General features: G+C 66.5%; 12 protein-coding genes. 9 read left to right on the top strand and 3 right to left on the bottom strand.

Annotation, left to right across the window (positions count from 1 at the left end; all coding sequences use genetic code 11):
* The first annotated feature begins 31 nt into the window (after positions 1-31).
* Together K226_RS0109100 and K226_RS0109095 are read left to right on the top strand one after the other, a co-directional pair.
* Positions 32-364 (top strand): cupin domain-containing protein, encoded by a 333-nt coding sequence (locus tag K226_RS0109100; protein WP_024814506.1) that lies wholly within the window; start codon positions 32-34, stop codon positions 362-364.
* A gap of 258 nt (positions 365-622) precedes the next feature.
* Positions 623-859, top strand: coding sequence for a glycine zipper 2TM domain-containing protein (locus K226_RS0109095; protein ID WP_024814505.1), 237 nt, complete (start codon positions 623-625; stop codon positions 857-859).
* Between the two features lie 69 nt (positions 860-928).
* Here the strand turns inward: K226_RS0109095 and K226_RS0109090 are convergent, their stop codons facing one another.
* Positions 929-1576, bottom strand: a complete 648-nt coding sequence (locus K226_RS0109090; protein WP_024814504.1) for a DedA family protein — start codon at positions 1574-1576, stop codon at positions 929-931.
* A gap of 96 nt (positions 1577-1672) precedes the next feature.
* Between K226_RS0109090 and mutL the strand changes: the two genes are divergently transcribed.
* Positions 1673-3718, top strand: a complete 2046-nt coding sequence (mutL, locus tag K226_RS0109085) for a DNA mismatch repair endonuclease MutL (RefSeq protein WP_024814503.1) — start codon at positions 1673-1675, stop codon at positions 3716-3718.
* A 155-nt stretch (positions 3719-3873) separates the two neighbouring features.
* Here mutL and K226_RS0109080 read toward each other — a convergent pair whose 3' ends face one another.
* Positions 3874-5046 (bottom strand): glycerophosphodiester phosphodiesterase, encoded by a 1173-nt coding sequence (locus K226_RS0109080; protein WP_024814502.1) that lies wholly within the window; start codon positions 5044-5046, stop codon positions 3874-3876.
* Between the two features lie 253 nt (positions 5047-5299).
* On the opposite strand from K226_RS0109080, the gene gdhA reads away from it, so the two are divergent.
* From gdhA to K226_RS0109055, 5 genes are all read left to right on the top strand, one after another.
* Complete coding sequence (gene gdhA / locus K226_RS0109075) at positions 5300-6643, top strand: NADP-specific glutamate dehydrogenase (RefSeq protein ID WP_024814501.1); 1344 nt, start codon at positions 5300-5302, stop codon at positions 6641-6643.
* 120 nt (positions 6644-6763) lie between these two features.
* The gene (locus K226_RS0109070; protein WP_024814500.1) at positions 6764-7897 is read left to right on the top strand and encodes a PilT/PilU family type 4a pilus ATPase; all 1134 of its coding nucleotides are present in this window, start codon (positions 6764-6766) and stop codon (positions 7895-7897) included.
* A gap of 75 nt (positions 7898-7972) precedes the next feature.
* A complete protein-coding gene (locus tag K226_RS0109065) occupies positions 7973-9208 on the top strand; it encodes a multidrug effflux MFS transporter (protein ID WP_238324213.1) in 1236 nt (411 codons plus the stop codon).
* A complete protein-coding gene (gene miaA / locus K226_RS0109060; RefSeq protein WP_024814498.1) occupies positions 9205-10206 on the top strand; it encodes a tRNA (adenosine(37)-N6)-dimethylallyltransferase MiaA in 1002 nt (333 codons plus the stop codon). Before K226_RS0109065 ends, miaA begins: the two co-directional genes overlap by 4 nt.
* Positions 10203-10856: an ABC transporter ATP-binding protein gene (locus K226_RS0109055; RefSeq protein WP_024814497.1), complete on the top strand. Its 654-nt coding sequence runs from the start codon at positions 10203-10205 to the stop codon at positions 10854-10856. The genes miaA and K226_RS0109055 overlap by 4 nt, the downstream gene beginning before the upstream one ends.
* Positions 10857-10901: 45 nt before the next feature.
* On the opposite strand, the gene K226_RS0109050 is transcribed toward K226_RS0109055, so the two are convergent.
* Positions 10902-11330: an Hsp20/alpha crystallin family protein gene (locus tag K226_RS0109050; protein WP_024814496.1), complete on the bottom strand. Its 429-nt coding sequence runs from the start codon at positions 11328-11330 to the stop codon at positions 10902-10904.
* A 166-nt stretch (positions 11331-11496) separates the two neighbouring features.
* Between K226_RS0109050 and K226_RS0109045 the strand changes: the two genes are divergently transcribed.
* On the top strand, positions 11497-14163 hold the full coding sequence (locus tag K226_RS0109045) for an FtsX-like permease family protein (protein ID WP_024814495.1): 2667 nt from the start codon (positions 11497-11499) through the stop codon (positions 14161-14163).
* The last annotated feature ends 127 nt before the right edge of the window (positions 14164-14290 follow it).

Genomic DNA, 14290 nt, shown 5'->3' with positions numbered 1-14290 from the left:
CACTTCACCCCGCTGAACAGGAGACACCCCCATGGCACTTACCCACACCCCTTCTGGCCAGGTCGTCAGTGTCCTTCCGCTGGGTGACCGGCTGGCACAGGCCACCTCCAGCGCCATCCTCAAGGCGGGCCAGCTCGAAGTCATGCGCGTGGTGCTGCCCGCCGGCAAGAGCATGCGCGAGCACCAGACCCCCGGTGAGATCACCGTGCAATGCCTGGAAGGCACGGTGCATTTTCAGTCTGGCGGCGCCACGCATTTGCTGCGCGCGGGCGATCTGGTGCACCTGCAGCCACGGGCACTGCACGCACTGACAGCGGTACAAGACGCCTCGCTGCTGGTCACCATCTGCCTGGTTGCGGGCTGACCGGGCCCGGGGGCCCGAGCCGCCGACACACGGGCTGCAGGCTGCAGGCTGCAGGCTGCAGGCTGCAGGCTGCAGGCCGCAGGCGGCCATGGGCTGGGCAATGTGGCCACCCCACGCATGCCTTGTCCTACACGCTCTGGCCGGAGGCTCCTACACCGCAGCCGCGAGCAGGGCGCGATAGTGGGCCCATGCCCTTGTGGCGGCCCTGACTGCACCTCCAGTCCCGGCTTGGCCACCCATCTTAAAAGGAACCCCTCCATGAATACCCGTCTTGTCCTTGCCTCCACCTTTTGTGCCGCCGCCCTTGCCCTGGGTGGATGCGCCTCCAATCCCACCAACACCCAGATCGGCACCGGCGTAGGCGCCGTGGTCGGGGGCGTTGCCGGAAACGCCGTGCTGGGCGGCACGCTGGGCACCGTGGGGGGTGCCGCAGCCGGCGCCCTCATCGGCCACGAACTCGGCGAAGACCGCGATCAACGCAAGCCACGCCGTTAATCCAGTCCTGTCAAAAGAGTGCCTGGCGCGGGTTGATTCCGCGCCAGGCACTCTTTTTTTGTGGGGCAGTCAGGCCACGGTGGCCTTGCGGCCAGCTCGCCAGGCGCCAAAAATAGCGATCAGTCCGGGTATGAAAATCATGGCCCAAATGATCTTGTCCAGGTTTTCTTTCACCCAGGCAAAGTTGCCAAAAAAGTAGCCGGCAGAGCAGATTCCCAGCACCCACAGCAGGGCTCCGCCCACGTTGAAGGCGGTGAACTTGCCGCGCGACATCTCGGCCACGCCGGCCACAAAGGGCGCGAAGGTGCGAATGAAGGGCATGAAGCGCGCGATCACGATCGTGATGCCGCCATAGCGCTCGTAAAAATCATGCGCCTGCTGAAACGCCCGGCGGTTAAACCAGCGCGAATCCTCCCACTGAAAAACCTTGGGGCCGAAATAGCGCCCGATGGAGTAGTTGCACTGGTCGCCCAAAATGGCCGCCACCACCAGCAGCGTGCAGGCCAGCGGAAAATTCAGCAGCCCGGCACCGCACAGCGCACCCACGATGAACAGCAGCGAGTCGCCCGGCAAAAAAGGCATGACCACCAGCCCGGTCTCCACGAACACGATCAGAAACAGCAGCGCATACACCCAGGCGCCATAGCTGGTGACAAAGGCTTCGAGGTATTTGTCGACATGCAGGATGAAGTCGATCAGAAAGGTCACTAATTCCATGGGGGTTCCGGCAACACAAAGGCAGCGCGCATTATCCCCACCGCCCGGCGCCGCCCGCCCGATGCCCCTGCGAGGCCCCGCCCTAAAATCGCCCGGGTGAACGACACCCTGCACCCCCCACCGCCCCGCCGCCCCATCCGCGACCTGCCCGACGAGCTCATCAGCCAGATCGCCGCCGGCGAAGTGGTGGAACGCCCCGCCTCGGTGGTGCGCGAGCTGGTGGACAACGCCCTGGACTCGGGCGCCACGCAGATCACCGTGCGCCTGCTGGCGGGCGGCGTGCGCCTGATTGCGGTGGAAGACGATGGCTGTGGCATTGCGCACGACGAACTGCCCATTGCCCTGCGCCGCCACGCCACCAGCAAGATCACCAGCCTGCACGACCTGGAAACCGTTGCCACCATGGGGTTTCGGGGCGAAGCGCTGGCCGCCATCGGCTCGGTATCCGAGATGGCGCTGTTGTCGCGCCCCGCGCACCAGACCAGCGCCTTCCTGCTCGACGCCCGCAGCGGCGAGCTGCGTCCGACAGCGCGTGGCACCGGCACCACGGTGGAGGTGAAAGAACTGTTCTTTTCCACCCCGGCGCGCCGCAAGTTCTTGAAAACCGATGCCACCGAGCTGGCCCACTGCGTCGAATCGGTGCGCCGCCACGCGCTGGCGCGGCCCGATGTGGGCTTTGCCATCTGGCACGAGGGCAAACTGGTCGAGCAGTGGCGCGCCACCCTGGTGCCAGGCGATGCCAACGTGCGGGGCGCTTTGGCGCGCCGGCTGGCCGACGTGCTGGGCGACGACTTCGTGGCGCAATCGGTGGACGTGCGCCACACCGAGGGGCGCGTCACCGTCACCGGCCGCGCAGGCCTGCCCGACGCGGCGCGCTCGCGCGCCGACCAGCAATACTGCTATGTCAACGGCCGCTTTGTGCGCGACAAGGTGCTCACGCACGCCGCGCGCAGCGCCTACGAAGACGTGCTGCACGGCCACAAGCAACCCGTGTATGCGCTGTATGTCGAGATCGACCCCGCACGCGTGGACGTCAACGTGCATCCCACCAAGATCGAGGTGCGCTTTCGCGACAGCCGCGAGGTACACCAGGCCGTGCGCCACGCGGTAGAGAACGCGCTGGCCGCCCCCCGCGCCGCCGCACTGGCTGCCGCCGAGGCCGCGCACACGCCTGAAACGACCACGGCGCAGAGCGCCACCGTCTATTTCAAGCAAAAACAGGCGCAAGCCCTTATGTGGCAAGCGCAAGCAGCTATTAAATTTGATGACCGAGGCCACCAGGTAGCAGACCTTCAGGCGCTGTGGGGGCCCCGAAAAGACAGCGAGACGGTGTGGCCCACCGGGCCGACCGCACCCGGGATGAACGCGCCGGGTGCAGCCTACGCGCCAGAGACGGGCACCCTGCGCACGCCGTTGACGCCCCCCGCATTCATCGCCCACCCCGCGGACATGCCTGCCCCGGGCAACGGCAGCGCTGCCGATGGAGCTGCCTGGCCCCTGGGCCGCGACGGCCAGGAGATCGCCTGGCCGCTGGGCCGCGATAGCCAGGAGATCGCTTGGCCCCTGGGCCGCGCGGTGGCCCAACTGCATGGCGTGTACATTCTGGCTGAGAACGCCCAGGGGCTGGTGCTGGTGGACATGCACGCCGCCCATGAGCGCATCGTCTATGAACGCCTCAAGGCCCAGGTGGACAGCGGCGCGCGCATTGCGAGCCAGCCGCTGCTGATACCCGCCACGTTTGCGGCCACCCCCGAAGAAGTGGCCACCGCCGAAGAATCGGCAGAGGTGCTGGCCACGCTGGGCCTCGAAGTGGTGCCCTTCTCCCCCAAGACGCTGGCGGTGCGCGCCGTGCCCACCACGCTGGCACAAGGTGACCCGGTGGAACTGGCCCGCAGCGTGCTGGCCGAGTTGGCTGCCCACGACGCCAGCACGGTGGTGCAACGCGCCCGCAATGAAATCCTGGGCACCATGGCCTGCCACGGCGCCGTGCGCGCCAACCGCAAACTCACCCTCGACGAGATGAACGCCCTGCTGAGGCAGATGGAAGTGACCGAGCGCAGTGACCAGTGCAACCACGGCCGCCCGACGTGGCGGCAGCTCTCGATGAAAGAGCTGGACGGGCTGTTTTTGCGCGGGCGGTAGTGACTCCTCGGGACGCCTGAGGTCACGGCCCCAACGGCCGACAGAGCGATCAAGCGACGCGCAGCGCTCCCGCGCAAGCGGCCGCCAATCGTCCCACGTGCAGGCGCTGGGAGCATCCCCCTTGAGGGGATGGCGCGCAGCGCCTCCGGGGGGCTTCAGTTATCCCGCGCGGCCTTGGCGGTGTCGGGGAAGTCGCTGAACACGCCATCCACCCCCAGCGCATAAAACAGCTTGTACTCGGCCTTGGGGTCGCCCTTGAAGTCCGATGCCAGGCGCTTGGCCTCGCTGCGGAAGGTGTAGGCGTGCACGAACAGGCCGGCCGCATGCGCATTGGGCACCACAGCGGTGGCGGGCATCATCACGCGGTCGCGCTCGTCGATCTTGCCGTCGCCGTTCAGGTCGTCGGCCTTGCCGTCGTTGTTGGCGTCCACTTGCTTGGAAGGGATCAGGTAGGGCTTCCAGGGGCCGATGCCGTCGGCATAGGTTTTCACCTCTTTCAGGCCTTCGGGGGTAAGCAGGCTGGCGAAGGTGCGCTTGTCGCCGGCCACGGCAAAGTCGTAGGGCTTGTCGTAGGGTGCCACGAGCGACATGCTGCCGTCGGCCTTGACGTCGTCGGCATCCACCAGTTGCACCAGGCGGATTTGTGTCTTGCTGCGCAGGTATTTGAGGTTGGACACCTCGAAGGACTGCACGATCACCGGCGATGCCTTGGTGGTGTAGCCATACTTGGCCAGTGTGGCCAGCAGGCGGTCTTCGAGCTTCAGGCCCAGGTTGGCATGGTAAGTGGGGTGCTTGGTTTCAGGGTACACACCCACGGTGCGGCCGACCTTGCTGCCTTCGCTCTTGGCCAGGTCCAGCACCTCATCGAGCGTGGGAATCTGGAACTTGCCGTTGTACTGTGGGTCGCGGTCGGACAGGGGCTGAATGGCGCGCAGGGTCTTGATTTCGGCCAGCGTGAAGTCCGATGCGAACCAGCCTTCCTCTTCCACGCCATCGACCACCTTCTTGGTCTTGCGGCTGGCAAATTCTGCGCGGGTGGAGACATCGGTGGTGCCGGTGATGTTGGGCTCGTGGCGGGCGACGAGCACGCCATCCTTGGTGGCCACCAGATCGGGCTCGATGAAATCGGCGCCCATGTCGATGGCCTTTTTGTAGCCCTCGAGCGTGTGGTCGGGCAGATAGCCCGACGCGCCCCGGTGGCCAATCACCAGCGGCCGATCGCCCGTGAGCGTAGGGTAGCGCGCATCATCGCTGCCACCGCACGCAGCCAGCGCCGCGGCCAGTGTCAGACCCAGAACCCCGGCTCTTGCCGCTTGTTGTTTGTGCATGTTGTTCGTCCCTCTTTGGCGTAGTGAAAGCAGACCACTGTGGCGAGAAAGGGTGACAAGCGCATGACATGGCAACGCACCAGAACCGACCGCCAGAGCGCACCAAAACAGCCCTTCAGCGCACCAAAAACTCGCACGGCGCGCGAAATGCCCCACGACTGTGCGCAGTTTGTGCATGAGCGCATGTGTTTTTGACATAATCCGATGCTGCAACGCCGCATTCTTCGTTTTTTTGCACAGAAAGCCCCTTTCCATGAAGTACGACTCCGTAGACAGCTTCCTTGCGCAGGTCGCGCAGCGCAACCCTGGTCAACCTGAATTTCTGCAGGCTGTCACCGAAGTCATGGAAAGCCTTTGGCCCTTCATTGAAAAGCACCCCCGCTACGCCGAACACGGCCTGCTGGAGCGCCTGGTCGAGCCCGAGCGCGTGGTGATGTTCCGCGTGTCGTGGGTGGACGACCACGGCACCGTGCAGGTCAACCGCGGCTACCGCATCCAGCACAGCATGGCGATCGGCCCCTACAAGGGCGGTCTGCGGTTTCACCCCTCGGTGAACCTGTCGGTGCTGAAGTTCCTGGGGTTCGAACAAACCTTCAAGAACGCGCTGACCACGCTGCCCATGGGTGGCGGCAAGGGCGGTTCGGACTTCGACCCCAAGGGCAAGAGCCCCGGCGAAGTGATGCGCTTTTGCCAGGCTTTCGTGTCGGAACTGTTCCGCCATGTGGGCGCCGACACCGATGTGCCGGCCGGTGACATCGGCGTGGGCGGCCGCGAGGTGGGCTACATGGCCGGCATGTACAAGAAGCTCAGCAACCGTGCCGACTGCGTGTTCACGGGCAAGGGCCTGTCGTTCGGCGGCTCGCTGATCCGCCCTGAGGCCACCGGCTACGGCACGGTGTATTTTGCGCAAGAGATGCTCAAGACCCGTGGCCAGTCGTTTGACGGCAAAACGGTGTCGGTGTCCGGTTCGGGCAACGTGGCGCAGTACGCCGTGGAAAAGGCCATGGCCCTGGGTGCCAAGGTGGTGTCGGTGTCCGACTCCAGCGGCACGGTGTACGACAAGGACGGATTCACGCCCGAAAAGCTGGCCATCCTGATGGAAGTGAAGAACCACAAATACGGCCGCGTCAACGACTACGCCCAGCTGGTGGGTGCCGAATTCCAGGCCGGCAAGACGCCCTGGCATATCCCCGTGGACGTGGCCCTGCCTTGCGCCACGCAAAACGAACTCAACGCCGACGATGCCGCCACGTTGATCAAGAACGGCGTACTGTGCGTGGCCGAAGGCGCCAATATGCCTTCCACCATCGAAGCGGCCAAGGCGTTTGAGGCCGCTGGCGTGCTGTACGCACCTGGCAAGGCATCGAATGCCGGTGGCGTGGCCACCTCGGGCCTGGAGATGAGCCAGAATGCGGCCCGCCTGTCGTGGCCCGCCGAAGAAGTGGACGCCCGCCTGCTGCAGATCATGCAAGGCATCCATGCCGCCTGCCTGAAGTATGGCCAGCGCGCCGATGGCTCCATCAGCTACATCGACGGCGCCAACATCGCCGGCTTTGTGAAGGTGGCCGACGCCATGCTGGCACAGGGTGTGGTGTAAGCCACCCACGCGCATTCGCGCACCAGCATCAAGGGGCTTCGGCCCCTTTTTTTTGGCTGCGGCAGCTTGCAGGCTATGCTTGATGCTTGATACAAATTGCCACAAATCACGGGATTCACAGTGGAAATATTCAGCTTTCTGAACGCCATGGTCGAGAAGGGTGGCTCCGACCTATTCTTCAGCGTGGGCGCGCCCGTCAACCTCAAGATCGAAGGCGTCACCCACCCCCTGAAAATGCCCGCACTGCAACCCGGCCAGGTCAAGCAGCTGGCCTATTCGGTCATGAACGAAAAGCAGATCAGCGAGTTCGAGGCAAAGATGGAGATGAACCTGTCCATCTCGGCTGAAAACCTGGGGCGCTTTCGGGTGAATGTGTTTGTGCAGCGCGGCGAGACCGGCATGGTGGTGCGCTACATCAAGAGCAAGATTCCGCCGCTGGCGGCACTGGGCCTGCCGCCAATCCTTGAAAAGCTCGTGCTGCGCAAGCGCGGGCTGGTGCTGGTGACCGGGGCCACCGGGTCGGGCAAGTCGACCACGCTGGCTTCCATGATCAACTACCGCAACGAAAACGTGACCGGGCACATCCTCACCATCGAGGATCCGCTGGAGTTTCTGCACGCCCACAAGCGCTCGGTGGTGAACCAGCGGGAAGTGGGTATCGACACCCTGTCGTATGAAGATGCGCTCAAGAACGCGCTGCGCGAGGCGCCCGACGTGATCATGATCGGCGAGATCCGCGACCGCCAGACCATGAAACAGGCCATTTCCTACGCAGAGACCGGCCACCTGTGCCTGTCCACGCTGCACGCCAACAATGCCAACCAGGCGATGGAACGGGTCATCAACTTCTTCCCCGAAGACGCGCACCACCAGTTGCTCCTGGACCTGAGCATGAACCTGGCAGGCGTGGTGTCGCAGCGGCTGATTCCGGGTCTGCACGAAAAGCTGGTGCCGACGGTCGAGGTGATGCTCAACTCGCCCTACATCGCCGATCTGATCGCCAAGGGCGAGTTTTCGGGCATCAAGGAGACCATGGGGCGCAGCACCGAAATCGGCATGTGCACCTTTGACCAGGCGCTGTACGCGCTGTACACGGAAGGCCGGATTTCGCTGGAGGAAGCCCTGCACAATGCCGATTCCCGCACCGATCTGGCCCTGCGTGTGCGGCTGGCAGCCGGCGTGAGCACATCGGATGCGGGGGAGCTGTCCATCGACACGTCCACGCCCCTGCAGTCGGCGTCCCGACTGTCTTGAGCGGCCTCCAAAACGGGTTGTACCCGGGGTCTGGCAAGGCTTTGTCTGCTGCCGGCATCTGCTACCCTCCAGCGCATGTCTGACGCTTCCAACGCCCCGGCACACACGGGTGCTGCGGCCATGCCAGCCTGGCTGGTCATTGGCCTGCTGGCGCTGATGCTGGGCCTGCAGCCGGTCACCACCGATCTTTATCTGCCCGCGCTGCCCACGCTCAAGGCACAACTGCTGGCCAGCATGGCGCAATCGCAACTCACGCTCACGGCGTTGCTGTTGGCGTTTGGCTGCTCGCAACTGGTATGGGGGCCGCTGTCGGACCGCTGGGGGCGCCGCCCCATCCTGCTAGCGGGGCTGGTGGCCTATGTGCTGGCCGCGCTGGGCTGCGCGCTGGCGCAATCCATGGAAGCGCTGATCTTCTGGCGCACCGTACAGGGCGCTGCCATGGGCGCCGGCGTGATGGGTGCGCGCGCCGTAGTGCGCGACCTGTATGCCCCGGTGCAAGGGGCCCACGCCATGTCGCGCGCCCTCACGGGCCTGGGCATCATTGCGTGCCTGAGCCCGCCGCTGGGCGGCCTGCTGGCCGGGCACCTGGGCTGGCGCGCCACGATGGTGGCGCTCTGCTGCTTTGGCGCCATGGCGCTGCTGCTGGTCCTGCTGCGTTTTGAAGAAACCCTGGCCCGCCCCAACCCGCAGGCCCTGCGCCCTGCGCACCTGGCGCGCACCTGGGTGCAGATCCTGCGCCACCCAAGCTTTTTGGCCTACTCGGCCACCACGACCTTCACCTATGCGGGCCTGTTCACGTACCTGGCGGCCTCGTCGTTCACCTTCATCCAGGTGCTGGACTGGAGCCCCACGGCCTATGGGCTGCTGCTGTCGTGCAACGCAGCGATGTACATCACCGGCACGGTGCTGTGCCGGCGCCTGCTGGTGCGCTGGGGGCTGCGCCGCAGCATCGCGCTGGCGGGCCTGCTCAGCGCCACAGGGGGCACGCTGATGGGTGTATTCGCGCTTGCTGGCGTACAAAACGGCTGGGCCTATGCCCTGCCGTTTCTGCTCTACCAGATCGCGCATGGCATCCACATGCCCTGCAGCCAGAGCGGCGCCGTGGGCCCCTTTCCGCATGCCGCCGGCACGGCCGCCGCACTGAACGGCTTTGTCATGATGCTGGTGGCGTTTGGTGTGGGCCAATGGCTGGGCCAGCGCATGGACGGCACGGTGCTGCCGCTTGCCTTGGGCGTGTGGTTCTGGGGCGTGTGCGCCGCCCTCGCCGCGTGGACACTGGTGCAGAAATTCGGGGAGCCGACCAAGGCATGAATACACCGCTACCCACCATCGCCATTGCCGGGCCCACGGCCTCAGGCAAAACGGCCGGCGCGCTGGCGCTGGCGGCCGTGCTGGCACCGCGCCTGCCGGTCGAGATCATCAGCGTCGATTCGGCCCTGGTGTACCGGGGCATGGACATTGGCACTGCCAAGCCCACGCGCGCCGAGCTGGCCGCCGTGCCGCACCACCTGATCGACATCCGCGACCCGTTGCAGGCCTACAGCGCCGCCGAGTTTGTGCAGGACGCCGAGCGGCTGATGGGCGAGATCCGCGCGCGCGGCGCCCTGCCACTGCTGGTGGGCGGCACCATGCTGTATTTCAAGGCACTGTTTGACGGCATTGACGACATGCCCCCCGCCGACGCTGCCGTGCGTGCGCGGCTGGAGGCCCAGGCGTTTGACCAGGGCTGGCCCGCGCTGCACGCTGAACTGGCCCGCGTGGACCCCGCCACCGCCGCACGACTGGCGCCCGCCGACAGCCAGCGCATCCAGCGTGCGCTGGAGGTGTGGCATGTTTCGGGCCAACCCATCTCCCACTTTCACACTACAAAAAAGAGAGCTACTAGCGCAGACTCCATAAGCGCTACCGCCCTTTTTTCTTTGGAGCCCGAAGACCGCGCCTGGCTGCACGAGCGCATTGCACGGCGCTTTGACGCCATGCTGGCGGAAGGCTTTGTGGACGAAGTGCGCCAGTTGCGTGCGCGCGGCGACTTGCACCCCGACCTGCCGTCGATGCGCTGCGTGGGCTACCGCCAGGCCTGGGAAGCGCTCGATGCCCAAACGGCGGCCGGCCCCGAAGCACCGCTGGACCTGGCCGGGCTGCGCGAGCGCGGCATTGCCGCCACCCGCCAGTTGGCCAAGCGCCAGATCACCTGGCTGCGCAGCATGCCGCACCGCCACACCATTGCCTGCGACCAGCCCGATGCCACCGCCCGCCTGGTGCAGGCCGTGCTGCACCGCCTGGAGCGCACGGAGCACGGCGCCCCATGAGCAGCGTTCTTCACGTCGAGGCCTTGGCCAAACACTACGGCGGCACGCCGGTGTTTGCCAACGTGCAGTTCACAGTGCAGCCGGGGGAGTTTGTGGCCATCGTGGGCGACTCGGGCGTGGGCAAATCCACCCTGCTCAACTGCCTGGCGGGGCTGGACCACTGGGATGCGGGGCGCATCGTGCATGGCGACACCGACCTCGCGCCGCTGGATGAAGCGCAGCGCGCCCTGTGGCGGCGCGCCCATGTGGGGTTTGTGTTTCAGGCCTTTCATGTGCTGCCCCACCTCAGCGTGGCGCAGAACGTAGCCTTGCCGCTCATGCTGCTGGGCCGCACCGAACCCGATCGGGTGCAGCACATGCTGGCAGCCGTGGGCCTGGCCGACCTGGGCGAGCGCCTGCCCCAGCAACTGAGCGGTGGCCAACTGCAGCGCGTGGCCATTGCGCGCGCCCTGGTGCACCGCCCCGGGTTGCTGCTGGCCGATGAACCCACCGGCAACCTGGACCCCGGAACGGCCGCGCGTGTGATGGACCTGCTGCTCGCGCAGACGCGCGAACATGGCGCCTCGCTGGTGCTGGTCACGCACTCCGACGCCGCCGCCGCGCGCGCCGACCGGGTGCTGCGCCTCACAGCCGACGGTATCGCCAACTGAGCACGGCACCAGCCATACCGAGCGACAGACAGCCGCCGGCCCCGCTTATTCGATGGAGAGCCGCTGCGCGTTGCCACCCTGCTTTTTGGGCAGCGTGAGCGTCAGCACGCCGTTGTCGTATTTGGCCTTGGCCTGCGCGGCATCCACATCGACGGGCAACTGAAAACTGCGCGCCACCGAGCCGAAATAGCGCTCGGAACGCAGCACCTTCTCGCCCTCTGTCTTCTGGTCGTGCTGGCGCACCTCGGCGCGCAGGCTGACCACATTGCCGTCGATCGAGACATGAATGTCCTCCTTGGGCACACCGGGCACTTCGGCCTGCACGGTGTAGCCGCCATCGGTTTCCTTCACATCCACCTTGATCTGCGAGGGCGTCGGTACACCGTCGCCATGCAGTGGACGCACATAAAAGCCGGGGGCGATGTCCTTGAAGAAGTCATCGAACAAACTGCCACGTGTAACCAGAGAATTCATGGTGAAGCTCCTGAACGTAAGGGTTGGACAACCGGGCCGGCAAGGAAGAGCACCAGCCCCAAGTCCAACATACGAACAGGCTGGCCCGATTTCAAGAGCCGCTGCGGTTGCGTTTGATCTGTCTCAATGGCCTGCCCTGTCTGTGCTGGGCCGTCACAATCGGGTCATGCTTGCACTGCTTCGCACCTTCTCCTGGCAAGAGTTGCGCCACCATCCCTGGCGCAGCGCCGCCGCAGTGGCCGCCGTGATGCTGGGCGTAGCGCTGGCCTTTGCCGTGCATGTGATCAACACTTCGGCCCTCGATGAGTTTTCGCAGGCCGTGCGCGCCGTGAACGGCCAGCCCGATCTGGAGCTGCGCGCCATGCAGGGCCCGTTGCCCGAAGCGCTTTATGCGCAGCTGGCCAACCACCCGCAGGTGGCGCGTGCCAGCCCCTGGCTGGAGCTGTCCACCATGGCCCAGGTGGATGCCCCACCGACCACACAGCCCGCCACGCCACCAGCCACCGCACCAGCGGTGGCACCCGCGCCCGCACCCGCCCGCGTGGTGCTGCGGGTGGTGGGGGCCGATGCGCTGCTGCTGCCTGCCGTGGCGCCCGCGCTCATGCCCCGCGCGTTTGCCACCAGCGAGCGGCTGGCCATGCTGGCGCCGGCCACCGTGTTTCTCAACGCGGCGGCCTTGCAGGCCCTGGGCCTGGCGACAGATGGCAGTGGCCCGGCACAGCTGCAGCTGCAGGCCGGCCCGCACGGATCGCACACGGTGCGCGTGGCGGGCACCGTGGCAGCAGGTGGCGCGCCCCTGGCCGTGATGGACATCGGCGCGGCGCAGGACCTGTGGGGGCAAGGGGGTCGCCTCACCCGCATTGATCTGCAACTGCAACCGGGCGCCGACCGCACGGCATTTGCGCAGGCGCTGCAATCACTGCCCGGCTGGCCCGCCAACGCCGTGCTGGCCGAGCCTGGCGATGCCGTGCAGCGAATCGGCAACCTGTCGCGCGCCTACCGCGTCAACCTGACGGTGCTGGCGCTGGTGGCGCTGTTCACGGGAGCATTTCTGGTGTTTTCGGTGCTGGCGCTCAGCGTGGCGCAGCGCGCGCCCCAGTTTGCGTTGCTGGCGGTGCTGGGCGCCACGCCGCGCCAGCGCCTGGCGCTGGTGCTGGCCGAGTCGACCCTGCTGGGGCTGGTGGGCAGTGCCGCCGGCATTGCGCTGGGCACGGCGCTGGCGGCCACCGCGCTGCAACTGCTGGGGGGCGACCTGGGTGGCGGCTACTTTGCCGGCGTACAACCGACGCTGCACTGGAGCGGCCCGGCTGCGCTGCTCTACGGCGCACTGGGTGTTGTCGCCGCGCTGGTGGGGGGCTGGTGGCCCGCGCGTGCCGCCCGCAATCTGCCGCCTGCGCAAACGCTCAAGGGTCTGGGCGCCACGGCTGGCCCAGGGGTAGGCGCTACTACGGGTATCATTTTGATAGCTGCTGGCGCTTTACTGGCAAGCGCTCCACCCATATTCGGCATTGCATTGGCCGCCTACGTCGCAATTGGCTTGCTGCTGGTGGGCGGCATTGCGCTGCTGCCCTGGGGCATGGCCTGGCTGTTGCACCGCCTGCGCCCGTTGGCGGCCAGCCATCTGCTGCTGATGCTGCCCCTGGAGCGCGCGCGCCGCATGCGCGGCACGGCCGCCATTGCGGTGGGCGGCGTAGTGGCCAGCTTGAGCCTGGCCGTGGCGCTGACGGTGATGGTGGCCAGCTTTCGCGGCTCGGTCACCCAATGGCTCGATGCGGTGCTGCCATCTCCGCTGTATGTGCGCTCGGCCCTGAGTGCGGCAGGGGGCGAATCGGCCCTGCTGCCGCCGGGGTTCGACGAAGCCGTGGCGCAGTTGCCCGGCGTGGACCGCGTGCAACCCCTGCGCATCGGCCCGCTACAGCTGGACGCCGCACGCCCCGCCCTCACGCTGATGAGTCGCCCGCTGGGCAGCGATCCCGCGCGCGCGCTGCCGCTGGTGGCTGCGGCGCTGCCCGTGCCCGAAGGCCGCATGGGGGTTTACATCAGCGAGGCGGTGGTGGACCTGTATGGCCTGCAGCCCGGCATGGAGTGGCCCGCACTTTCAAGGTCTTTTAGCCCTCTGAAGCATGATGGACAAGCGCAATCAGCTCTATTTTTTATAGCAGGCGTATGGCGCGACTATGCCCGCCAGTCGGGCACCGTGGCCATGGACCGGGCCGACTACCTGCGCCTGACGGGCGACACACGTGCCAGCGATCTGGCACTGTGGCCCCGCGATGGCACCGACCTGGCGCAGTTACAGCAGGCGATCCGCGCGCTGGCCGGGCCCGATGCTGGCACAGAGGCCCCCACGGAGGCAGGCGCAGCAGGGCTGGAATTTGTCTCGTCCGGTGCCATCCGCGAGCGCTCGCTGCGCATCTTCGACCGCAGCTTTGCCGTCACCTACTGGCTGCAGGCGGTGGCCATTGGTATCGGCCTGTTTGGTGTTGCGGCCAGCTTCAGCGCGCAGGTGCTGGCACGGCGCAAGGAGTTCGGTTTGCTGGCCCACCTGGGCCTCACACGCCGCCAGATTCTGGCCGTGGTAGCCGGCGAAGGCGCGGCATGGACCGGCGTGGGCGCAGCCGTGGGGGTGCTGCTGGGCCTGGCCGTGGCATTTGTGCTGGTGCACGTGGTCAACCCGCAAAGCTTTCACTGGACCATGGATCTGCGCGTGCCCGCAGCCCGCTTGCTGGCACTGTGCGCCGTTGTGGTGGCCTCAGGCACCCTTACGGCCTGGCTGGCGGGCCGGGCGGCAGCCGGACAGGATGCGGTGCTGGCCGTCAAGGAAGACTGGTAGGTCCGGCCGGATGCCCGCTAAACCCTACAACCGGCCCGAAAGCATTGAAAGACAATTCACGCCATGACCGCGCAGCCCCCTTTTTTTGAACCCCACGGCGGGGCCTGCGGCTCTGGCCACGGCACCC

The sequence above is a fragment of the Acidovorax sp. JHL-3 genome, assembly GCF_000526295.1.
Lineage (GTDB): Bacteria > Pseudomonadota > Gammaproteobacteria > Burkholderiales > Burkholderiaceae_C > Acidovorax > Acidovorax defluvii.
Note: the sequence above shows the minus strand (reverse complement) of the source record. Positions and strands in the feature narration are given on the sequence as shown.

Excerpts from the sequence above, each read along its gene's own strand:
- gdhA (WP_024814501.1), top strand. The coding sequence starts at position 5,300 with ATGAAGTACGACTCCGTAGACAGCTTCCTTGCGCAGGTCGCGCAGCGC.
- K226_RS0109095 (WP_024814505.1), top strand. The coding sequence starts at position 623 with ATGAATACCCGTCTTGTCCTTGCCTCCACCTTTTGTGCCGCCGCCCTT.
- K226_RS0109080 (WP_024814502.1), bottom strand. The coding sequence starts at position 5,046 with ATGCACAAACAACAAGCGGCAAGAGCCGGGGTTCTGGGTCTGACACTG.
- K226_RS0109050 (WP_024814496.1), bottom strand. The coding sequence starts at position 11,330 with ATGAATTCTCTGGTTACACGTGGCAGTTTGTTCGATGACTTCTTCAAG.
- K226_RS0109055 (WP_024814497.1), top strand. The coding sequence starts at position 10,203 with ATGAGCAGCGTTCTTCACGTCGAGGCCTTGGCCAAACACTACGGCGGC.
- K226_RS0109090 (WP_024814504.1), bottom strand. The coding sequence starts at position 1,576 with ATGGAATTAGTGACCTTTCTGATCGACTTCATCCTGCATGTCGACAAA.
- K226_RS0109045 (WP_024814495.1), top strand. The coding sequence starts at position 11,497 with ATGCTTGCACTGCTTCGCACCTTCTCCTGGCAAGAGTTGCGCCACCAT.
- miaA (WP_024814498.1), top strand. The coding sequence starts at position 9,205 with ATGAATACACCGCTACCCACCATCGCCATTGCCGGGCCCACGGCCTCA.
- K226_RS0109100 (WP_024814506.1), top strand. The coding sequence starts at position 32 with ATGGCACTTACCCACACCCCTTCTGGCCAGGTCGTCAGTGTCCTTCCG.
- K226_RS0109065 (WP_238324213.1), top strand. The coding sequence starts at position 7,973 with ATGTCTGACGCTTCCAACGCCCCGGCACACACGGGTGCTGCGGCCATG.